The organism is Paenibacillus sp. 01T424, assembly GCF_056398745.1.
Map to the genome: position 1 here is coordinate 138,531 of NZ_JBFTPZ010000002.1, position 23,811 is coordinate 162,341.

The following is a 23,811-nucleotide window of genomic DNA, read 5'->3' on the forward strand; positions in this document are numbered from 1 at the left end:
ATATTACCCTATCGAGCGCTGCTGAGCCGATCCATCACTTAATCTCAGCCAAGTATCAAACGTTCTGGATCCCTGTTGCAATTCAATCACTCTTGCACCAATTGGAATATCCGTATCCCATATAATATAGCTTGAAGAGCGTCCATAACAAAGGCGAATGCCATGATGCTCGCCCGAATAATCATTTCCGTGATCATGCCCTGCAAAGGTTCCCATAACATCGCCCATCTCTACCATTGCGGAAAATAAACCGCTGTTGATACGAGGGCAAGAAACCTCTTCTCTCTTTTCGCCATGGCACTCGGACTTATCCCATACCTCTTGATACTCCGGCAGCGGAATATGGAAAAAAGCTAGTGAAGGTATAGGTTGTCCTCCATTTTGATCCGTGAATGCCTGCGATTGTGCCGCATACCAGTCAATTTGATCTCTGCGAATCCAATCGTATCCATGAACGTGAGGAAGGGCAGAGTAACTGCCGCTATCCAAAAAATATAAAGCTGCCGCGAAACGTTCATCACTACCCTGTATTCTCAACACATAATTGCCTACACCGCTGACATGCTCAGCCGTCTGTTCAGCGGCGCAATAGCTATGGCTCAGTTGAATATCCATAAGCTGTTCCCTTGTAATTCCCGCTTCCGAGTCGTGATTGCCGAAAATAGCAACCCATGGGACTTTCATCGCTTCTATAGTGGATACTACATCTCGGAATGACTGCTCTGGATTGCTGCAGCGCAAACTGCCGATGACATCACCTGCAAATACAACAAGATCAGGCTGCTCCGTCTCCATGACGGTTCGCATCATGTCAGCGGTTCGCTCATTTAGGTCAGCGGCATCATCCATATACTCGGTATCAGAAAACTGGACTATTTTGAATGTACCGTCTGTACGAAACTTTAATGCTTTATCCATTCCTAATCTCCCCAACATAATAAAATGATAGCTCCTTAATAGTAGGCTCGCCTTGCGACTTTGTCACGGTTAGAGAGACGCCTCGAACTTTAACAGGCGGAATTCGTACAATCGCCTTATGACCAATGTTTTGTCCCTCATATACCGTTATGGTTCGATGCGATTTTTCTGTCATAATATTGATTTGAAAATTGAGAATATGCTCCCCAGAAGATAAATCCTCTTGAATAACAATATGATCAATCAGATGTGGATGAGCAGGCTCATAAATCCATTCATTCTGGTTGTGATTACATTGCTCCAAGGTCGCGATGGGGCTGTCAAATCTTCTTCGTATTTCTGCACCCATTGCAGTCAGTCGGCATACGTCTTTCGAAGGCAGCAAGCCTTGTCTATCCGGGCCGATATTCAGCAGCAGATTCGCACCGCGCCCTACCGAATAATAGTATAAGCCCATGAGCTGATCCAGACATTTGATCGTATGCTCGTCGCTATCGCTATAAAACCAATTCGCTCTCATCTGCACATCACATTCCGCAGGCAGCCATAGCTTATCCGTCAAAGCTTCCTTTTCCTCGGTCATGATCGAAAACTCAAGCGAATCCACGACATTCCAGCATGGAATCGGCGCAATGCCATCCTCGTTCCCGACCCACCGGAAATCAGGATCTCCCATATTAAAAATTAAAATATTCGGTTGAAGGCGGCGAATTTCTCCGATGATTYGTTTCCAATCATATTCATGATCCTCCGAGCCACAACCGTCAAACCACAAAATATCAATCTCTCCATATTGACCTAGCAGCTCAGTAATTTGATTTACAAAATAATCATCGTAAGCGCTTGCATCCTGGTTGTAGAAATCTGCAGATCCGTCAAAAGGAGAATAATATAAACCAGGCTTTACATCATATTTGCGACAAGCCTCTATAAACTCCCGAACAACATCACCCTGACCATCCTTCCATGGCGATTGTTTCGTAGAGAACGAGCTATACTTCGACGGCCAATTAGAAAACCCATCATGATGCTTAGCCGTAAGTACAGCATAATTCATTCCGGCTTCCTTTGCCGTACGGATCCATTGCTCACAATCCAATTGCTCCGGGTTAAACAACTCGGGGGACATGCCTCTTGGATCAAAATCTACGTACCCTTCATAAAACGTTCTGAGACCAAAATGCACAAATAATCCGAACTCCCAGGATTGGTACTCGAGTTGTTTCGGGCTTGGCTTAATATTAGAATTAACTGTCATTTTAAGCACCTCTTCTTCATTGATGGAGTATTTTTATTCACACTAGGAAATAAGCTACTAACACAATTTCACTTTATTGTGATATTCATTCGAGCTAACACGAGTATATTCCTTGAATTATTAAAAAACTAAACCAAATTCCGATACCCTGCCTCTAGAAATAAAGACCACTGGAACTCAAATTGTTTTGGGCGCAGATTGTTGGGAGTTTCATAATTTTTTGAAAAACTCCAGCTTGTATATTGAATCTACTTTTTCCAGTACATTTCGACTTTCCTGCATGAATTTTACAAGCGTAATTTTCCCCTTGTTGATGAAGACACCCGTTTTCCCCCTATCCACTCCGAATGCAGCTTTATAAAGTCGCGCCCCCCCCCATGCTTGGAGCGGAAAAGAAAAGATTGCGAATCGGAATCATGTATATTGGCATCCCCGAACTTCCGTTGGGTCCTGGGCAAACACTCCTTATTTCGATACCTTCTGCAGAAGTTGACTGTGATGACATAATTTCCACATAACGTCACATGTCATAAATGATAAAAAACCGATTATCGTGAATAGATTGCATCCTTGACGCTCTTTCTCTTATCAAGCTCGTTTCGTTTAGCCCATGTGCTTTTACGGAGGTTTTTTTCTTCCAAGAGGGTGCTTCATTCATATCTTACGTTAAAGATAACCGTCCAACCCCTAGCACCCTACTAGCCAAATCCACTAGCTCGTGATCCAACTCGACTGTGACAGGTCCTATTCGCCGTTGCTCACGCCACTCTCGTAGATCCTCTTCCGTTTCCAGCTTCAGCTCTGCAATCTCTAAAGCTCGGTCGAACACATACTTTGAAGTGTACAAGAGCGTATAGATCCCTCGTCCCCCCGGAATGATCGGCTTATCCCGCTTTACCCACTCTCCTACCGTAAACTTCACATACAGTTTTTCTTCCGTGCCCGATCTTGCTGGTCGCTCGGTAATCTCCTTGCGCCGCACGACCTTCCAGTCCGAGATTTTACCGTACCAGTGAATACCCGTTTCCCCGCGTGGCTCAAACTTCTTTATCGACTGATAGAGTGCCACGTATTCTAGCTGAGTAAGCAGCTTGTGATCGGAGATATTCTCAAGCGGTACATGATAAAACTTAAGTTGTAACGCATCATCGAGCTGCTGTACCTCCCGGAGTGATCCTACCAGTACATTTTTGCCGATAAGCTTGTTCTCGTAATAATTTTTCGTTCCACGCGGCCTTGCGGAGCGTTCGTATGCCTTCTCTGGACTATCCATAATGATTTCATCCAGGAAGGCTTCCATCAGCTTGGTGGATCCCGGCAAGAACGGTAGAGCTCCAACATTGATCAGCTCAATGCTTTTATAAAATTTATGCTCTTCATACTGCTCCTCATTGTGATAGGGAAATAGTACATAAGCCCCGAACATGCTGCGTTCCAATTCTTTCCCGCCTCCCTCTGCGTACACAATAGCGTCACGGTATCGATGCATCGTATTAATATCGGACTCCTCCGGTCCCGGAAGCTTGTAATCCCTTCGGTAGGGAGTCCCCTCATACGCTGGATTGAGCCGATACTTCGCATCAAAAATATACTTATATACCGCATCGGAATCGTTCTTCTTCAATGTCAACACATTGTCGGGCCTTTGAGAAATCGTCGGCGTTTGCTCACCACTCGGCAAAGTGTTGTAGTACAGCGTAAAAATCTCGCTATTCTTCGGATTACGGTAAACCATCTTTGCCTTTTGCGATTTGTCTAGAGTAACAAACACGCCTGTCCGGTTCACCTTAATAATATCTTGCTTCAACAGCTCATACTTACGACTCAGCAAGTCATGAATCTTGAGAAAACACCAGTATTCATATAGCTGCGCCAGATCCTTCATCGATAATCGGAACAGATCACTCTGGATAGAGAGTCCCTTCATCAACATCAAATAGTTACGATACACCTCGCGGTATCCCGGCGCCATCTGAAGCACAAGCGATACGGAGAGCTGCCTCATCTCCTTAACGTTCAAAAAGTCTAGCTTGAGCAGCCTTTGTAGCTGCGATTGCATATCTTTCAGCTTCCGCGACAACATCGGATCCTTAAGGCGTCCCTTCTCAGTTAGGCGAGTCTTCAGATCTTTAAGCTTACTCGCAATACGGAGCAGAACCCAACGAATAAAACGATTCTCGTTTGTATCATAATCCACATGCCGCTTCGTCTCAATCGCATGGCTTGGGTAATAGCGTTGTCCATTCATTGGAATAAAACCAAGCTTATCGTCCTGTACGAGTAGCTGCGGACGCCTGGTCAGATAGGAAATGCTTTCCTTCCCCGTCTTCTTCAAACGTCCTGCTTCTACTACTCGGTTCTCCACTTGATGCTTGGAGTGAGGCGAGCTATTAATCCGTTCCACCGCCTGCACAAGCTGAGCGAATACATGCTGAAGGATCGTGAAGAACTCGGTTAAGCTTTGATGACGTGTTTCCTTGAGACCCGTTAGATTATACGTTTTACGCAAAAAATCAAATGATAAGTTATAGATCTGTTGATTGACGTCATTTAAAATCATTTGATAATCATTTTTATAATCCATTTTGACTGGAAAAACTTCAAGCTGAACCTTTAAAATAGCCTGTCCATTCAAACGCAGCTCCAGATCAGTCAGACCAACCTCATTCTGAAAGTTTAAAACGCCAGATAAGATCATATTGCCCAGCGGCTTAACCACTTGCCTCAAATAAACATTTTCATGGAAAAAGGTAAGCGGAATGTCTTGCTTTTTTTCGATGACGATCTCGTAAGCCTGCGTTTCATAAAAGAGCGGATAGCTCGGTATGCCCGTCTTCCAATCCGATAGTTCCTTTGTCTCAGGATGAAACATTGAAACTTTTTCTATTAAAAGTGCAGTCGAGGGCGCAGAAATTTGCAGTTGTGCTTCAATGAGCTGATTATCATCATTTCTATGCAATTGCAGCGTATCTACCGTTGGATGGAACGGCTTACCCTGTATGTACAAATTAAACAGGCTCGTTTCAATCCGGAGCAGCTCAACACTCTGATTAAGAGAGCCAATAGGAGGTGAATCCATCTTCCTCTAACCTCCGCAACATAAAGGCTATTTTCCGAGTACTCATCGGGTATTTAGCTCTCTCTTCCGGTTCATGCGCACTCCACTTCTCATAAAGATCGGAGGCGTCATCCATCAAGCTATTCACAGGCAACGCTTTGCCTAGTGCTTCCTGCATTAGTAGAAGAAGTACGCGCTTGACCGATGAGCTACTGCCTTGAACGCGTGGCAATATTTTCTGCAATAACTGTAAATCGAACGCTTCATCCTCACTCATAAGACTGAACCGGTCGTTATAGATCATATAGAAGCAAACAGCATCTCGTATACGGAATCCAACATGCGAATGGACTTGCTCCAATATGTTATTCACTTTGACCAGCTTCGCTGTGACTTGCTTAACCTGCTCTTGATAATCCCCATAAGCATCAATGAGCTGTAAATACTCACTACGTAGAAAAGCATTCGAGGCCTTAACAGTTGTTGCCTCATTCGATTGAACAGCTTGATCTGGAAATTGCTCAAGATTAATATAGTTAAATTCAATCGTGTTGGCGCGGTCCAGTACCTTTTTGCTAAAAGGATGCGTCGTCTCATCCATATTGACAGTCCCGATTAAATAAACATTATCCGGGAGCGATAGGTTTCCATAAATCGGTTGATCTACTGTTGTAAGAGTGTCCTTATTAATAAGTGGCATTGTCACAATACCATCACCCTGCCACTCCTGCGTTTCAATAATACTAAGTAGATCGCTAAAATAGTGCTCTACTCTAGCTAGGTTCATCTCATCTAAACAAATGAAATACGGCTTGTGTCGATTGCTTGGTTTCGAAGCCTCCACAAGTACCTCCGCCAACCGTCCCGGACGAAACGCACCCGATAAATCCATATATCCTATTAGGTCCGACGGATCACTCCAGTCTGGACGCACAGGAATAAGAGTAAATTGCTGGTTATGGCTAAGCGCGCCAAGCGCTTCTGCGAATAATTTCACTAGTTTTGTCTTTCCCGTTCCGGATACGCCCGCTAGAATGACAAATGGTTTTGTTTTGAGAGAGAGGTATAGATTCTCTATTAATTCATTCGGAAACTGAAAGCCTTTGTTACGGATGAAGGATTTGATGTAACTAAGCCGTTCCGAAACCGTCATTGTATCCAAAGGCTCGACCTCCTCATCTACTCGGAACATATATTGGTCTCCTGTTTTCTTTACAAATTGAAGCTCCTCTAGCCAATTCAACATAAAGCGAGACCTGTTCTCTTGCGTAACCGTTCCCCATTCTTCTTCAAGCCCCATTGCCGAAATAAAAGCGGTATTGAATTCGTCCAGCGAAAATCTACCAAGCTCCTCCACTAATGAAATAGCTAGATTCATTACTTTTGCGAGATTAGTAGCATGTTCTCCATTTGATTCTCCCAGATAGCGTCTTATTATTTGAACCTGCTCTGGGCTCAATCTCCATTTATTTTCATCAAAAACCAAATAATACTTTGTCCCTTGAGGAGTTAAAGAATAGTACCCATTTTCTACTGAAATTTGACCAAGCTCCTGTAAGGCTCTCCCCACATGTTGAATCCGTTCTTTGGGGTTCTTAACATCGTCCCCTGAAATAAGAACGGTTGCTTGATTGGAAACCAGTTCATCGATGTTTATAGGAGTATAATTGTTGTTACCTAAGTAAGAGATAATTCCTTGACCCAAATAGAGATGTGCCATTGTGTATTTAAAAGTTGGAGGAGCTGCTGGTTGTTGTTGTTCGGTTACTTGATCAGCGTAAAGCTTATAATTATTCATCACGTTTTCTAGATCAGCAATAAGAATGTCATCTTCGGGGATGTTATCTCGATCATAGCGAGCATATGCAACGGTCGATACTTGATAATCTCTTCCCAATCCACTAGCAGTTAGATGAATATCAGCGTCCTTGTGTAAGTTTTGAAGCGGCAAGAGCTCTCTCATTTCCTGCACCTTTTGCTCTAAATATTGATAGCCATCTCTTTTTCCATGTTCTTTTAGAGGTACTGTTACTCCTTGAGCAAGGGTCAAATAGACAGCACTCATATCCTCTGCGAACAAATAAACGACATACTCCCCTTGCTGAGTAGTTGTCGTTAGACGCTTATCAAGAATAGCCAGCCAAGGGATGTTGGCCCAATTGCCTTGGCCTATCGAGCCTTGTACCTTATAGTCTCCATTCATAAAAGGTAATGCTCTCAGATACTCAGGTAACGATTGCCTAAAGAGCTTGCCTAGCTGATGATTAGCAAACTGTTGAGTTTTAGCTTCAATGTATGTATTTAAAATCTGCGAAAGAGACTCCTGTAATGATATTGTCGGAGCCGAGCTCAATTGGTTGTTGTAGTTCGACAATTCAATGCGAGCATAATCTCTTAATTCGGCTAAAACATCGTCATTCAATTTATCCCATATATCCGGTTTGAAGGTAATGGTCTCGGATGTTGCTTCCAGAATGGAGGATAAAGCATCAATAGGTGTTTTAAGTAACGACTTGGTTTGGCCCAGTGTAAAGTCACTCCATTTAAACGCTGATCCCTGAGGCGGATAATCTACTTGTGCTCCATTCATACTGCGATCCCTGTAATACGATAAAAACCGCTCAGCCACTTGGTTGAGCGGTACCCTTCGATTGAAAGACTGTTTATATTCATCAAGAATAGATAGAATTAAGACCATTTTGTAAGATTTTTGTCGGCTCCGAAATATCGAAGCAAGCTCTTGTGGCAATGTCATATGATTTCGCTCCAAACTATCAGTTAGACTTTTTGGTTTTTTTGTGTTGGGCTTTAATCAAGATATGGCGTCTTTTCCTGACTTTAAGTGTATCTCCGGTAAAAAATAGAATCAATCTATATTGATCTTGTATGCCTACATTTAGGAAATGAAGTACAACCCCAGAATTCCCTACCTTCTCTGCTCTTTCTTTTTATCATTGGAGCTCCACACGTGCAGTTAGATTCTGATGACACAGTTAGTTGGTTTTGAGTTGTCTGTAATTCAGAAATTGTGGATTTCAAGGTTTTAGGTATTTTCTTAGACTCCTTATTCCCCGGTTTCCATTTGCCCCATGTTTTTAATTTTTGTTCAATTATTCCTCCGTGCCAATAATCAACTTTAAACTTCTCCGCCTCTGTTCTAGCTGGGCCTGTTAGATCTGATGTTGTGATAAGAAGGCTAAGAATACAATCATGATTTCGCTTAGCTCCGACCAATTCACGAACAACCTGTACGCCAATTAGATTGTGACTTGCATAACATTTTGCCTGTACAGCTGTTTTCTCACCTCTCTGATCGATGATGACTAGATCTACACCACCGTCCTTCCCTCCGATACCGACTTCACGAACCGTAAATCCTTGATCGCTGAAATAAAGGGCAAGTAATCGTTCAAATTCAGCACCAGACATACTTTCTAATGAACTGCTTAAAATCTCTTGGTCCGGTCTACTTTGCTTTGAATGCAGTCTTTGAGATTTATTGCTATTATTTGATTTCCGATTTGTTTTCCTATCTCTCTTTTTCTTTTTACTTGGAATTAGACGTATAACAACGCCAATTGTGACTATCAAGAAAAACATGACTATAATCATAGCTGTCACATTCCAAGAAGCAACTAAGCTTTTTACTTTTTCATATTGATTTACACAGGTCATTAAAATATAAGCAGATCCAGCAAACCCAACTAAGCTCGCAAGCTTTTCTGGTATCCAAGGGCTGAGAAATCGGTAATACAACACTGCCCCTAAAAATAAGAAGAAGAGGATGCACATGAATATAAAGATTAATGGAGCTAATAAACTTTGATTCATTAATTGAGCGAGTTCATTATTCAACCAGAATACCCCTTCTTAAGTAAAGTTATATAAGATCAATAAACATTCAATATTTTATTCTTAGTACGCTTGAATCCCAAACTTCAAAAGCTTCTTAGGTAATAGATCATCAAGGTTTTGGATATCGCTATCAACAAGTTCTATTAAATTAAATCCATATTTTGAATAGATCTTTATCTTTTCTTTTTTTCGTTCTACATATCTTTCATCGTTTTCTAGACCCCAAAACTCAATATATACTTTTCCAACAGGAAGATAGAAATCACAATAAACCTCTTCTTCCACTGGTAATCTCCGTTCATAGGCATGGACGATTTCCGACATATACAGCCAATTATCAATTAACATTTCTGCTCTAGAACGAACATAGTGTCCATCGGCTGCACGATGCTTTGCCTCAAACTTATCACGAAAATTAGAACTAGAAGGTAGCTTATCTTCTTTAATATCTTCCGCCGGTGTTCCTTGAACGGACTGGAAGGTTTCGATAAGCCTTTTGTTTGTCAGTATACTTGAATCCCAACAAACATAAGGGACTCCCGTTTGCTCATATTCAAATTGTTTTCCACCTAAGCTTTCTCCAAGCTTTGTTACGGTCCAACCCTTTACATTTTTTTGAAGCATTCCAAGCTCTGATAAAATTGGGTTAATTCTAAATTTTGATATATTAAAATGCTTACTCAGTGTAATTGCGCTCAATAATTTATCAGAGCCACCAATTTCTGAAAGATATTCTTTTATCCTTCCATCCCACGCTATATAGGTACCATGCTGTGGATGGCTCTTCATTGTTCCCCCCATCTCGACACCTTTATTGGTTAATACCCAAGCGTCATTTTCTCTTAGAATGCATCCTGCATCCGTTAAAGATTGAAACAGATGCTTTGCTTGTAACCCCAATTCTTTTGCTAATGCTGTCGTTGATATTTGTTTCTCGCTCATCTGATCCTCCTAGTTGATTGACTCTTCCAAATCAAATTATATGTTGTGGTTATGTTTACTGCTTATAGTCTAATTTCATTACTTTCTGTTAGGACTCCTTATAACTAACTAGAGTAAATTGTTGAAATTTCTTAAGTGTCATGTGTTACCACTAATCGGAAATCATTACCTTTGGTAGATTTCGACAAAATAGTACAATAGTCCTTCTTTGTGGACTCTTGAATCTCAATACTCAATAGTAAAGCTTGAAAAAAAAGACAATGCTGTAATCTAGCATACGTCTTAACCTTATTCTCCATTTAGCCCTCTTAATGTCCTTTGTCATTACTTTGCACACGATATAAAGACTGAGCGTGCATCAGATGCATTCAAAGAATCGATTTGTGAATCCTTGGATTGATCGAAAGTCGAAACACGCGCATTCCCAATTTTAGTTGTTTTATTACTCTCCTATTGTCTATTTAACCATCGATCGCTTTAATTAATATACTTTGAATTTTAGACGAGTAAATAGACTGTAACAATGATCTATTTTTGGTGTTTTATGCTGATTTTCATAAAGTCTAAAAAACGATCGTTTATTAGACAGAAGAATGCCACAGGGTGAGTGTCGAATGCACCCCGCCGTTAGGGTAGAGTAAAGGGCGTACTCGAACACTTAATTGTTTAGTTCCTTGAGTAGTCCAAACATGCGGTACCACAAGTCGATCTTCATATCAGCCCTTCCTTGAACTAAGAAACAACGTCCTCAAGTTTATGCTGTTCCCGAGCGAAAGCAAAAAAAGCCAAGGAATGTATCTCCTCGACCCTAATAATCAAACATATTCTATTTTTACCTGTTATTCTTTCTTTTCATCGTCACTTCAAAACTACCATCAAGTTAGTTATATTTTTGCTTGGTTTCAGCAATCCACTCTGGAAGTTTGGTAGTTAATATCATATTATGTTTCAACATATTTCCAGCCAATTTATTAGTTGCCTTACTGTAATCTACACTACTAATGAGATCATGAATATAGGGAACAACATTAGGCTGTGATGTAGAGTAAGCATTCACCGACTTTTCAAGTAGCTTACTATCCAACCCCCACCCCAAAGAGAAATCATTCACCGCATTCTGTAGCTTACTTGCTTTCCAAAGTTCAAATGCTTCATCAAAATTCAAACCACTCGATAAGTTACCAGGCACAAGCTCATTATCCACAAATTCCTTCAATAACTGTGCTTGCTCATGCTCCCCCATATTACTTAACTCTTGAATTTGTTCATAAATAATACGTAGTGTTTCTTTGTCCACGGTTTGCACACCATTTGGTGAAGTGACTTTTGAACCGATTAAACTAAGAATATGGTTTGCATCAATTACTTGTGTCCCCGCTAGCTTTGTTTTTCCAACAAGCGTATTAACTGGTGTAGGCGGAGATGGAGTTCCTGGCTGCCAAGTTAAGTTTTTATAAGCACCGACATATTGCAGCCAAGTATGCTCATCAATCCCAAAAGTACTATCATCCCACTTAAATTCATAATATTGTTCGACCAAATTTAACTGCTCGGCAGTATCCTTAAAAGCAAGTATAAATGCTTCTTTTTTCTCTTTATCATTTCCAATTGTCTGCCAGTCTTTAGGGTCAGGTAAAGTCGGAATCATTTCAGCAACTTTTATCTCTAGCTTTTGTACCGCAGTTGCATAAGTATCAACAATTGCCTTACTACTCTTTCCACCACTACCGTATAGCCTCAAAGCCTCATTGACGATTTCTTCGGTAATTCGTGGATATTGGAAGTTAATAATCGTTCCGAACTCTTTAGTAGAGCCGAATATACGATTTGTTCGTGAATAGGCTTGAATCAAACCTTGAAGTTCAAGTGAACGGTCAACATAAAGCGTATTAAGCCGCTTAGAGTCATAACCTGTCAGTAGCTGGTCTGCAACAATCACGAGGTCTATGTTCTTAGAATTTCGTCCGCTACCGCCCCGTGTGGCACGTTCCACGACATCTTCAAAGTAAGCATCCTCACCATGTTTTTTATCACCAGCCACAAAAGTAATGCCAGTAAATACAGCGTAGTCCTTAAACATAGCTTTGACAATTTGGGGATCTAGTGGCGTAGGATCATTTTCATTACCAAAACTAAAGGTCATAGCGACATTTAGTATTTCTCCACGCTCAGTTAGTTGCTTCTTAAATTCCTCGTAATAAGCCATCACTCGATTTTTATAGGCAACTGTCAAAATCGCATTAAATTCCCTGCCTTGTGATTGTGATTCCCAGTTATTTAGAATTTCTTCAACTACACGCGGGATATGTGTTTCATCTTGATACACAAGTAATTTATTTTTCTTCGCTTGCCTTTCAACGTCAGATTCTGACAATGCTTGAGCTTGACGTTCAATTTCTCTTTCTGGTATATCTGGCTGTTCTTCTTTCATTTTCTCAGCTAGTTGCTCTCTTAAATCATCGTAACTCTTGAATTCTCCAGTATTGATATAGTCAACATGAAAACCTAGTACGTTCTTATCTGCAATCGCTTCATCTATCGTATACTGATGTAAATTAGGTCCAAATAGCTTCTCCGTAGTATTGATGACTTCGCTTTTTTCATCGACCTTTCCTTTGATCTTATTTTCATCAAATAAAGGTGTGCCCGTAAAGCCGTAGAATAGTCCATTTTTCTTGAAGTATTGCTTAATGTTTCCCATCATCTGTCCCATTGTCGTACGGTGTGCCTCATCAATAATAAAAACTATTTTCTTATCTGTTAAACTAGCATCGTGAGCTTCCTCTAGTTCCTTCACTAAAAAATTTAGTTTAAATGTCGTTGTAACCACAATGCCGTTTTTAGCTGACTTCAGTATCTTTTTTAACTGGTAGGTGTGTTGCGTATCATCAACGGAAACCGACTCATAAGCAGCGTATGCTTTGAAGTTTTCACTGGTCCGATTGTCTAGCTCACGTCGATCAACAAGAAAGACGACTTTATCAAATCCTGCTCTAGTCGATAAAAACAATGCTGTTTTGAAACTAGTAATCGTTTTTCCTGAGCCTGTTGTGTGCCAAACAAAACCGCCATGTGGTATTTTTTTATCATTGTCCCAGCCGAATGCCGCACCTTCAACGGCTTGTAGGGCGTGTACTTGATAGGGACGCATGAGCATATGCCGTCTGTTTTCTTCCTCACGTGCTTCATCAATAACTAAATAATCTCCTACTATCTGATGTGCCATTGGAATCATCAAAAATTGTCCAATCACTTTTTCCCAAGGGTTTACCACAGTATTTTCTTTATCTGCCCAATGGAAGACGAAACTAGGGTTAAAGTCTCCGATTGTTTTTGGTGTAGCGAAATAGCGAGTGGCGATTTCAGAAGTAATGACCATCATCTGCGAAAAAGCCATAAAGTTATTACTATATTCACCGTCACGATAGTAGCGCATAAACTGTCCAAATGCCTCATCCAGCGTTTTATCTGTACGTTTTTGCTCGATATTGATAAGAGGCAAGCCGTTGATCAGTAATACAATATCATAACGGTTGTTGTTGGGTGTCTGTACTTCTCTAGCAATTCGATAACTAGAATCCCCACCACGCACTTCTGCTTTTTTGAAGATGGTCAACGTGATTTGTTTTCTTTTAATTTTTGGATTGTCATCACGGTAAATTCCGTCAATCTTGCCTTTTGATTCTTCAATGGCTAGTATCTTTGCAGCTTCATAGCTGTTGCTGATTTGATGAACTTTAGCCATCACTTGATTGAACTCATTATCGGTCAATTCTAAACCTTCAAGCTGGTCAGCATTTATACGATTGAGTTCACTACGCCAATGATTAACCAGGTCAGCAACGGTTACTTTCTGCTTATTACCATTCAGGAAGTTGGGAGCTTCCCATTTATATTTTTGCAGTTCTTTGATAAAGTTCTCTTGAAAAGTTTTCTCTGACGCACTTTTTGGTACATTGCTCATGAATGCCGCCCCCCTTTCTAAACAAACATCTCATTTAGGTATGCTTTTTTTAGATTTTGTAGTTTTTCCAGCTTACGCTGATGAAGGGTGATGAGGTTGTCAAAGGTTTCAAAAAACGCACCAATTTGCTCTTGTTCGGAAATAGACGGCAGCCAAATTTGACTCAATAATATGTTATCATTATACAAATGTTTTATTGTTGAGCCCTCAATAATCCAATTAATAATTTGATAGGATATTTTAAGAAATTTTCTATTTATCTCATCCYTATTAGTTTTCAACCATACAATATTTGAATCTTGAAAATATTCATCTTCCCCCATATATTCAGCAGTTCGTCCGATACTGCCAACAACAGACATTAATACATCTCCAATTTCTGGGAACGGATATAACTCTTTAAATTCGTCGAAAACTTCTCTTGATATATATGAATCTGCCTGCTTGCCAAGTGTTCCATTTTTGTAAAATGGAATGTCTTCACTTTCACTTGTTTGTTCCTTGAAAATTCTTTTACAGGTTTGTATAGTACCGATATCTCCAACCTTACGCTGTTCCCAAAGGTCAGTAAATCCTGCAAATCTCCGTTTTGGCACACGCTCACCTTCAGCGGGAAACATTTCAGAAAGATAAGCAGATTTTAATGCTTTCGTCTTTTCTAACTTACCCTGATGAAGGGTGATGAGGTCATTTATCCCTTTAAAAAACGAAGCAATTTGATTTTGTTCGAAAAGATTTTTGGGGACAGTAACACTCAATTGCGACATTGACTTTTGGCTAACACCCTTAGCTGTTCCACCACTCGATAAAGCCGATAAAGCCGAATAAACATTAGGCGATCGAAGCAAAACAAACAGGAAGTCGTCCATCATTTTTTCAGGCTCAACATCAAAAGCAATCGTCCGCTGACTGAGGATATATGGCGTATTATCAGGCACTTGAGCCACATTGCCCATCGGTGCTTCTGTCGTGAAAAGCACCTGGCCTTTTCTTAATTCATGCCCAGTCATCCATCTGTCGTATAGTTCCTGATTGCCATAATGAGCATCAGCGCTTGGGTCAATGTAGCCGTCTTTGACATTAAGTGCGGAGAGTGCCAAATACCCAGTTACGCTCCAATCGAGACCGAGTTTTTTGGGTGTCCTTCCTCTAAAATCAACTATATTTTTGACGTTATCAAGGAACTTACGCTGTTCCCAATCGTGAGTGTTTTGAAACTCCTTAAATCGCCGTTTTGGTACTAAACTTGTTTGTCCCGTCATGATCCCACCACCAATTCACTCATCAAGGCTTCAAACGCCGATTCCAAGTCACGACTTTTCTCATCAATCGCTGACAATGTATCGGCATAACGATTGTGCAACATTTGTAACGTATTCAGCTCTTTTCTTAGCGGTAGCTCTGCCAAACCAACTATAGTATCCACTGTGTTGCCGAACCATTTTTTATACATCAAATCGTCGATCTCATCGTTTGTCAACGTTAGAATACGCTCTTGTACAGCTTCTTTGAGCGCTTTTTCATCAGCTTTCACTGCTTTGCTAAGTGCTGATTTTTCTGTAAATAACTCCTCAACTTTTTTCAGTAGTTTATATTCAACCGTTCCCTTGTCTGCCTTTTTTATCTCAGCCTTGATTGATTTGTTTTCGAAATTCTCACCAGCTTCATCCAAGATCTCGCCTAGAGCACTGGATTCATCACTATCTTCAACTTTAGCAGCCTCCACCAAGTCTGAAAGCTCATTTTCAATTTCTTGGATACGCATTCTCTTTGATTCGATTTCTTCTAACTCATCACTGTATAAATATTTTGCTATCAACTCATTCGGTACGATAATACCGACCCAGCCATCTTGCTCTTCACGTTTTTTATCACCAGTTCCCTTCGTTACCATATTGGGTTCACGAGTACGTCCTGCTGTATAAAAATCACTCAATGAGATGATTTCGATATCATGTATCAGCGCATTCTTCCAAATCTCTGCCACAACCTGATACCCATCGTAAATATCAATATAATTAAACTCCGCCAAAATCGTCTTGATTTCAACAAGCATTTCATCCATTAACTGAGTCAAATTGCTTCTATTGTCTACCATTCGTAAAATGCTCCAATATTTATCAACATACGATTTTGCTTTGCTTTCGATTTCTTTTGATTTTTCAACAATGCGAGAGTCACTTAATATTTCCTTAGAGATGTCCTCAACTGGTTTCGAAAGTTCAACATACCCGTTACGAATTTCCTTTAAAGATTGATCTAAAATATCTGGCACGGTAGACTGTAAAACCTTTAAGTCTTCAATGTTTTTTTCGGGAATTCCGCCAAGTAAGTGAGCATCAACATCTTGAGGGATTTCTTCATCAATCGCTTCGACGTAGCGAGGAATGTTCATGTTGTATTGATTTTCAAGGATTTCTCCACGTTTCGCTAGGTAGCTATAGCCCTTTTCTTCTTTACGCTCAACATATGTGTCCACAATTTTTGCGATGTCTTTTTCTTTTAGGACATTTTGTTTCCCCACTTTAACATAGCCGTGAGAAGCATCAATAATTAAGATAGGATCATCTATTTTACGATTCTTCTTCAAAATCATCACACCTACTGGAATACCTGTATTGGTAAATAAGTTGCTTGGCAATCCAATAATACTATCAATGTAGTTTTTCTCTAACAACCGTTCACGAATTTCCCCTTCAGCTCCACCACGGAATAACACACCGTGAGGCAACACAATCGCCATCGTACCGTTCTGGCCTAAGTGAAATAGTCCGTGTAAAAGGAAGGCAAAATCCCCTTTAGAATCTGGCGGCAATGCTCCTGCAATTTCAAAGCGAGGGTCACTAACTTTTAATCCTGCTTTGTTCCAACTTTTCACGGAATACGGCGGATTCATTACTACCGCATCAAACTGCACACCCTCGTTCGGACGCTCTGGATCTTCCGGCCAGTCATGTGATAGCGTGTCACCATTTTTAATCGTCATTTTTTCTGGACGAACACCATGAAGTAATAGATTCATACGAGTCAAGTTATAGGTTGCTGTATTCTTTTCTTGCCCATAATAGCTTAAATCCTTTTGAACATCTTTATCTAAATGCTTCTTAACGGTTAAAAGTAGTGAACCCGAACCGACAGTCGGGTCATAGATGGTCTTAACATTAGACATTTTTGCTACAATTTGTGCCATGACCTCACTAACTTGTTGGGGCGTGTAGAATTCTCCTGCCTTTTTTCCCGACTCCATTGCAAACTGACCGATAAGATACTCATACGCATCACCCAGTACATCACCTTTTTGCAAAGCCACCATGTTCAAGTCTGCAAACAACAAAATCAGTGCTTTAATATTTTTACTGCGTTCGTTTAAATTGCTACCTAAAGCAGTATCCGTTAAATCAAGTGTAGAACTTGAAAACAATCCTTTGAAGTCATTCGAATCACCCGACACAGCAATCGTACGTTCGAAGTTATTCAAGCTGTCCGTCACCTTTTGAACTTCAAAATCTCCTGAATTAATGTCTTTTAACCACGTCTGATAGAGATATTCAGGCGAAACATAATAGCCGAGTGCAACTTGAATCATTTTATCTAGTTCTACACCGTATTCTGCTTTTGCCTTAGTATATTCCTCTACCACTTCGGATTCAGTCATTTGCCCTAAACCACTGCTCATTTTGAATGTTTCTAACGTTTTATCACTCAGAAACTTGTAGAACATCAACCCAAGCATATAATCTTTATAACGGCTAGCATCCATTGAACCACGCAGTTCATTTGCCCCGTCCCATAATCTACGTTTAATTTCTTCTGATGTAATCATTATGTAACCTCCATTAATTTTTCGTTCTTTCAGCTCAGTAATATCACCTATATCAAGCATCACGCATATTTCGTCAAATTTATCAGCCGTGAAAAACGGATAAATCGCTGTAGTTAATTTGGGTATAGTACCTTTTGATAAATATGTACCATATGTTTATCGGCCTCATTTAAAATTCTTTTAAATACTACCAAATTTTTATAAAGAGAAGTTTTTCATAGCTTGGTCAATCATGTCGTCTGTGATCCCAATGTAACGTAAGGTCACCGATTGGGACGAATGTCCAAAGATTTGTTGTAGTAGCGCCAAATCTTTGTACTTTTGATAAAAGTGGTAACCGAAAGTTTTTCTCATGCTATGTGTCCCAATGGAGTCCAGAATGCCGGCATCCCGCGCAGCAGCATTAATAATGTTCCAGGCTTGTACACGACTAATCGGCTTATCCCCATTCCGTGAAGGAAACAAATAATCAGAATCTCCCAGTGACCGGCAATACTTTTCAATTTCGTTTCTAAGTGTTTCCGTTATTAAAATACGACGTGTGTTCCCAGTCTTCTTCTCTCTTACCTTAAGATGCATGGTCGTCTTCACATCGCTTACTCGTAGAGGAAGAATGTCACCAATCCTCAAGCCTGAATTAATACCCATAAAGAACAAAAAATAGTCCCTGTAAGATCTATGTTTGAGTAGTTCTTTAATCTGACGGATCTTCTCCAGGTCACGGATTGGTTGAACGGTATTCGCACCTTGAGATGGTCTCAGGGTAACCCTCCTCCTCTCAACCGAAATGTTTATCTCAATTATACAATAGAATCAAAATGTTAAGTACAAGTTATACAGGATTCGAAAACAAAAAAACGCGCTTCTTGAAGCTGGTTTTTAGCTACCATTTCGCGTTTTCCATGAATTTAACCTTTTGTGCATTTTGTTAAGTTCATTCTTTAATGGATATTTTCGAACTGCGATAGCTATCCTTCACCTGAAAGTCCATTTACAAGGAATTTAAAACTTGTCAAACAAAGCTTGCGGACCTATTGTTTTCTGGCTGTCGCAATTCATAATACACTTCGTCATAAAAAAAGGAGCAACTCCCACCACCCCTCCCCACTTAAATATTCCGAAAACGCTGCAACAAATACCCGCTCATATTTGATGTTTTTTTCTTATAAACGATTTTGAATTCGTCTAGCAGGCAGTTCAATGCTGTGATAAGCAATCCATTTGGTACCAAAGTAGCTTTGCAGGGCACAGCGCTGCCGATCACACGGACTGAGGCAATTCGGCGTGCAGAGCCGGGAACAAGAGGGTTTCTTGCACAAGTGATCAACACTAAGTCGGGTTGACGAGCAGCTTTTAATCCAGCAATTCCGATCACCTTGTTTCTATTAAACTTCTATATATCAGATGCGTGATCTGTTCATATGGCGCCAAGCAAAAGGCGGAGAGTTAAGCCACGAAATACAAAAAAAGAGACCCATCCACTAGGATGAGTCCCTACTCTTTTACTCCCTTACACCTTTACTCTATTGCTCCCTCAATCTTACCACTCCGACCGATAAATCTCCTTCACCAAGCGATAAGCCAATTTCGGCTTGCGATATTCGCTTAGCAATCCTTTGTTATTAAAGCTTCGCGCGCGATCGCGGAAGTAAGGCCGGTTGCTTCGGACATCGACGCCAATGTCGGCGAAGTGCCAGATGAGAGTACCGGCGATGCTAGGGTCGTCGAGGAATATCTTCAACGCACGCGTCACGACATCCGCCTGATAGTCTTCGCTAAACAAGCGCGGCTCCCAGCCCGCATCACCGAATATACTCGCTGCGCCGAACTCGCTCATGATGACAGGCTTGCCGCCTGCGCCTTGCTTCTCCGCATGAATGTAGTAGTTCTCCAGCATGCTGCTGAATCCATCCACCCTGCCTTCATACCAGCCGTAGTATTTATTAATACCGATAACGTCGAAATAGGACAGCACAAAATCCTGCTCTGGATGCATAGTCGCGTAGGTAACGAGTCTGCTGCTATCCATACTGCGAATTTTGCCTACGAAAGTTTTCGTTAGCTCGAGCGCTTCTTCTGTCCGCGTATCAACTTCGTTGTGGGCTCCCCAGAAAATAATGGACGGATGATGATAATCTCGGGAGATCATTTCATCCAGCATCTTGACGCCACGCTCTATGAAGATAGGACTTGCCAGTGTTTCTCTACTCATAAAACAGCCCCACATCGGCATCTCGCTCCAGAGCAGCATCCCGTGCTCATCCAGCAAATCGATCCAGAACTGGCTCTGCGGATAATGCGAATCCGCGCACGATATTGCAGCAAATGTCGGCCAAAATATCGAGATCCTTCAGCATCAGCTTCGGCGGGAAGGCAAATCCCCACTCGGGATGCTCCTCATGCCGGTTCACGCCTTGGAGGTATAGCTTTTTGCCATTTAACAGAATATCGCTTCCCCGCACCTCAACCGTGCGGAACCCTGTCCGGTCTATGAGATCATCTTCCCCCGCTTGAACGGTAAATGTATAAAGCGCAGGCTCACCTACATCCCATCTACGAATCTTCTCAAGGCTCCCCTGAAGCGTCAAACTCACAGCCTGACCGGCAGCAACCTGCACATGAGAGGCAGAAAGTGAAAGCCCCTCCGTGAAGGCACTCTCTTCAACCTGACAATCTCCCTTGCTAAGTGAATGGAGCTCAATTTGCAGTTGAATATCCGCTGAGTCATCCTTCAATTGATAATCAATTTTCATCGAGTTTATGTACACATCAGGCAGCTCCTGCAGCTCGACAGAGCGGATAATCCCCCCGTAAGAATGCCAGTCCGCAATGTATGTCGGCAGCGTTTGCCAGTCCACCGTATTATCCACTCGAATAACGAGCTCATGCTTCCCTTGAGCAAGCTGGGGCAGAAGTAGTGCAAATTGCGTAAACCCACCAAAATGATACCCTATATGCTGACCATCCACGTACACATCCGCATGGTGAAGAATACCTTCGAAGACCAGACGAATATTCGTTTCTTGCACATTATCAAAATAAGTACGGTACCACGCCGCGCCAATCTACTCATAAGTGCCTAATTCATTATTCCAACACGAGGGAACGACATGCTTCCGAGAGCCTTCAGGAAATTGACAGGCCCATCCCTCTTAAATAAAGCCTATTTAAGTATGCTTATCATGGATCATTAGAATAAAAAGCAGATTCACTTTAATGGTGGAGAGATTGTGAACGATTAATTAAGCTCAATAACATAAGGCCGCTCCTACCTRAGGAACGGCCTTCATTCATATATTTATTTTCGAAACGTATTCAAATCCCAGCGATCCGCCCACTTGATTTCTATCCCATCTTCCATAAAAGTGATAGGAAGCCATACATATCTTGAATCCGCTAGCTCTTCCGGCCGCCATCGGTCAGCCATAAAAATAAAGCTGTTCTCCAATCCCTGAACAGGAAACACATACGTGCTCTGCGCATAAAACGTCTTCCGGGCATTTGGTCCACTTAACGGATTATCCCTTAGCTCCCACCGTCCCATCATTCGATCCGACTCGGCAACGAGAGCCGCATTGGGATACCACCCCGTACAACCCGAGGATAACAAGTAATACTTCCCCGCATGTTTAAACACCGCCGGCGCTTCCCGGGACTGGTCGATGAACGCTTTCGTAAACTCGCCATTCAAATCTGTATAATCATCCGTTAACCTCGAAATGATCAGGGTTTTGTTCCAGTCAGACGAATGAATTAAATACGCCGTTCCATCGTCGTCTTTAAATAATGTCATATCACGGCTATCCACGTCGTTAGGACGCTTGCTTCCCACGTATTCAAATGGTCCCGCTGGATTTTCACTTACGGCCACGCCGGTTTTAGCCAGCGTATAGTCCTCACTATCAATATGAAGCCACATGACGTATTGACCAGTCCGATCGTTCTTCAGAACCTTCGGACGTTCCGCTACTTTAGACGGATGAAGGTCGTGATTCGGATCATCGGAAACCGCAGGCAACACGATGCCTTCGAATGTCCAGTTGTATAAATCACTTGAAGAGTAGCAGGATATGCCAATGATGTCTACGCGCTGAATACCGATCCGACCTAAACTGTTCGGACCGTCTTTATTCTCTCCATACCAGTAATACTTACCGTTATCGAATAATATACTGCCGCCATGTGCCTGAATAGGCTTTCCATTCGTATCCAGCCACAATTCGCCCGGCTGAAAATCCTCATACTTTATCATTCCAACAACCTCCACTCTTAGCGTTGCAAATATGTAATTTACGCCCAATTAAAGAGACCTTGCTGATAAATTCGGCTCCAGCAAGGTCTCTTCCTACACTAAACGAGCTTTCTCGCGGATTTAGCGACCTTCCGCTTGCGCTTGCTTATTCGTTGCTTCAATCACTTTCGTACCGCCTTTAGACAACCACTCTTCCTTGAAGGAAGCGAAATCCGCAGGAACGTCTTTGGATTCCACAATTATTTTTACGAATTTTTCATTTACCAAATCATTCAGCTGGCTTGGAATACTCGGATCGAGTTCCTCTGGATTAATGTTTAAATAAGCTAACGGATTCGGAACGGCGAAGTCGCCTGTCGATTTTGCCATTGCTACAATGTCCTCTTTATTAGGCGTACTGTCGGCTAGGAAGTCCGAATTCCAAGAAACCAATGCTTTTAATGAAAAGGCTTTATCTTTGCCCTTTTCTTCATCCGTCATGAGGGGTGTGATTTTATCTCCGTCTTTGCTGTAGTGGACCCCTTCAATACCGTTCATCATTAGCTGCTGCCCTTCACTTGAGAGTAGGTAGTCTAGCAAATCCAACGCTTTTTTCTTTTTCTCATCCGAGATGTTCGCATTAATAGACGTTTCCGCCCAGAAGTTATTGAAGCCATCCATTCGCTGAGCGCCTGTTTTCCCTACCAAGGTACCTACCCATGTGAAAATCGACTTCGGATCGGCATTGGGATATGCCTGCTTGAACTTATCATAAAAATCATTATAGAAGGTCGCATTTGCGTTATGAATCATGATTCCGACTTTGCCCGTTATGAATTTCTCGATTTTCTGATCATCTGTATTCAACATAAACTCAGGATCAAGAATTTTTTCCTTGTAAAGCTGGTTTAGAAAAGAAAGCCCGTCTCTCGTTTCATCGGAAAGCACCTCCGGCGCCCATTGCCCATCTTTCTTCTCCCACCTATCAGTGCTCGTGTCGAAAGCGTTGAACAATGGATATTGCCACCAAATCCCTCCAGCGCTGGAGGAATAACCGTACGTATCCTTCTTGTTATTGCCGTCTGGATCACCCTCGGCAAATGCCTTAGCAACCGTATAGAACTCATCGATCGTCTTTGGTACTTCTAGATTTAGCTTATCCAGCCAATCCTTACGAATTAGAATATTGTGACCGCTCACCGCCATCTTGCCGCTTCCGGATTCATTGAATATAGGGAGCGCATAATGTTTGTTGTCGGTCGTTTTAGCTAAATGTTCAAAGTTGGCCAGCGACGCTTTAATATTCGGATACTGCTCTGAGTAATCTGAAAGCGGAAGAAGCATGCTCTCTTTAATCCACTGACGATATTGAACCGGACGGTCAACGCCGTAGGAGACAAATACATCGGGCATCTCCCCAGAGGCAATCATCACGTTCAGCTTCTCTTCCCAGTCATTCCACGAAGCTGTAATCGGCTTCAAGCGGATGTTGAGCTTTTCCTGCAAGTACTTATAGATTTGAGAATCCTGCGAGTCAGCTCCCTCGAACATCCAACTAAATACGGATAATTCAACAGGCTTTGTATTTTCAACGACTGGTTTAGAACTTGGGCTTGCAGTTGAAGAAGACTCACCCGCTTCGTTTTTCTCATTATTGCTTCCACATCCTGCAATAATCCCAACAAATAACAACACAACTGCAAGCAATAAAATGAGACCTTTCTTTCTATTCAACATGTTGTTCACTACTCCCCTTTAATGA

The 23,811-nt window shown here is 41.6% G+C and carries 15 protein-coding genes; 1 reads left to right on the plus strand and 14 read right to left on the minus strand.

All coding sequences use genetic code 11. The annotated features are described in order from the left end of the window. Positions 1-3: 3 nt before the first annotated feature. From AC1DPK_RS02685 to AC1DPK_RS02730, 10 genes are all read right to left on the minus strand, one after another. A complete protein-coding gene (locus AC1DPK_RS02685; protein WP_477509212.1) occupies positions 4-918 on the minus strand; it encodes a metallophosphoesterase family protein in 915 nt (304 codons plus the stop codon). After that, complete coding sequence (locus AC1DPK_RS02690) at positions 911-2,176, minus strand: alpha-L-fucosidase (protein WP_477509213.1); 1,266 nt, start codon at positions 2,174-2,176, stop codon at positions 911-913. Before AC1DPK_RS02690 ends, AC1DPK_RS02685 begins: the two co-directional genes overlap by 8 nt. Positions 2,177-2,837: 661 nt before the next feature. Beyond that, positions 2,838-5,255 (minus strand): DUF2357 domain-containing protein, encoded by a 2,418-nt coding sequence (locus AC1DPK_RS02695; protein ID WP_477509214.1) that lies wholly within the window; start codon positions 5,253-5,255, stop codon positions 2,838-2,840. Then, on the minus strand, positions 5,227-7,989 hold the full coding sequence (locus tag AC1DPK_RS02700; protein ID WP_477509215.1) for an MrcB family domain-containing protein: 2,763 nt from the start codon (positions 7,987-7,989) through the stop codon (positions 5,227-5,229). The genes AC1DPK_RS02695 and AC1DPK_RS02700 overlap by 29 nt, the downstream gene beginning before the upstream one ends. Positions 7,990-8,105: 116 nt before the next feature. Further along, the gene (locus tag AC1DPK_RS02705; protein WP_441879641.1) at positions 8,106-9,089 is read right to left on the minus strand and encodes a restriction endonuclease; all 984 of its coding nucleotides are present in this window, start codon (positions 9,087-9,089) and stop codon (positions 8,106-8,108) included. A gap of 60 nt (positions 9,090-9,149) precedes the next feature. Further along, positions 9,150-10,031 (minus strand): glycerol kinase, encoded by an 882-nt coding sequence (locus AC1DPK_RS02710; protein WP_441879643.1) that lies wholly within the window; start codon positions 10,029-10,031, stop codon positions 9,150-9,152. Between the two features lie 880 nt (positions 10,032-10,911). Beyond that, entirely contained in the window at positions 10,912-13,995 is a 3,084-nt protein-coding gene (locus AC1DPK_RS02715) for a type I restriction endonuclease subunit R, EcoR124 family (protein WP_477509216.1), read from the minus strand. Between the two features lie 17 nt (positions 13,996-14,012). Next, complete coding sequence (locus AC1DPK_RS02720; protein WP_477509217.1) at positions 14,013-15,257, minus strand: restriction endonuclease subunit S; 1,245 nt, start codon at positions 15,255-15,257, stop codon at positions 14,013-14,015. Beyond that, positions 15,254-17,818, minus strand: a complete 2,565-nt coding sequence (locus tag AC1DPK_RS02725; protein ID WP_477509218.1) for a type I restriction-modification system subunit M — start codon at positions 17,816-17,818, stop codon at positions 15,254-15,256. The genes AC1DPK_RS02720 and AC1DPK_RS02725 overlap by 4 nt, the downstream gene beginning before the upstream one ends. Before the next feature lie 198 nt (positions 17,819-18,016). Next, positions 18,017-18,580 carry a site-specific integrase gene (locus tag AC1DPK_RS02730; protein ID WP_477509329.1) on the minus strand — a complete coding sequence of 188 codons (564 nt, stop codon included), beginning with the start codon at positions 18,578-18,580 and terminating at the stop codon, positions 18,017-18,019. A 443-nt stretch (positions 18,581-19,023) separates the two neighbouring features. Between AC1DPK_RS02730 and AC1DPK_RS02735 the strand changes: the two genes are divergently transcribed. Further along, positions 19,024-19,161 carry a hypothetical protein gene (locus AC1DPK_RS02735; RefSeq protein WP_441879651.1) on the plus strand — a complete coding sequence of 46 codons (138 nt, stop codon included), beginning with the start codon at positions 19,024-19,026 and terminating at the stop codon, positions 19,159-19,161. A gap of 197 nt (positions 19,162-19,358) precedes the next feature. Here AC1DPK_RS02735 and AC1DPK_RS02740 read toward each other — a convergent pair whose 3' ends face one another. From AC1DPK_RS02740 to AC1DPK_RS02755, 4 genes are all read right to left on the minus strand, one after another. Next, a complete protein-coding gene (locus AC1DPK_RS02740; protein ID WP_477509219.1) occupies positions 19,359-20,069 on the minus strand; it encodes a glycoside hydrolase family 2 TIM barrel-domain containing protein in 711 nt (236 codons plus the stop codon). 7 nt (positions 20,070-20,076) lie between these two features. Next, positions 20,077-20,847, minus strand: coding sequence for a glycoside hydrolase family 2 TIM barrel-domain containing protein (locus tag AC1DPK_RS02745; RefSeq protein WP_477509220.1), 771 nt, complete (start codon positions 20,845-20,847; stop codon positions 20,077-20,079). A gap of 269 nt (positions 20,848-21,116) precedes the next feature. Then, positions 21,117-22,070, minus strand: coding sequence for a glycoside hydrolase family 43 protein (locus AC1DPK_RS02750; RefSeq protein ID WP_477509221.1), 954 nt, complete (start codon positions 22,068-22,070; stop codon positions 21,117-21,119). A gap of 120 nt (positions 22,071-22,190) precedes the next feature. Beyond that, positions 22,191-23,786: an extracellular solute-binding protein gene (locus tag AC1DPK_RS02755; RefSeq protein WP_477509222.1), complete on the minus strand. Its 1,596-nt coding sequence runs from the start codon at positions 23,784-23,786 to the stop codon at positions 22,191-22,193. Positions 23,787-23,811 lie beyond the last annotated feature (25 nt).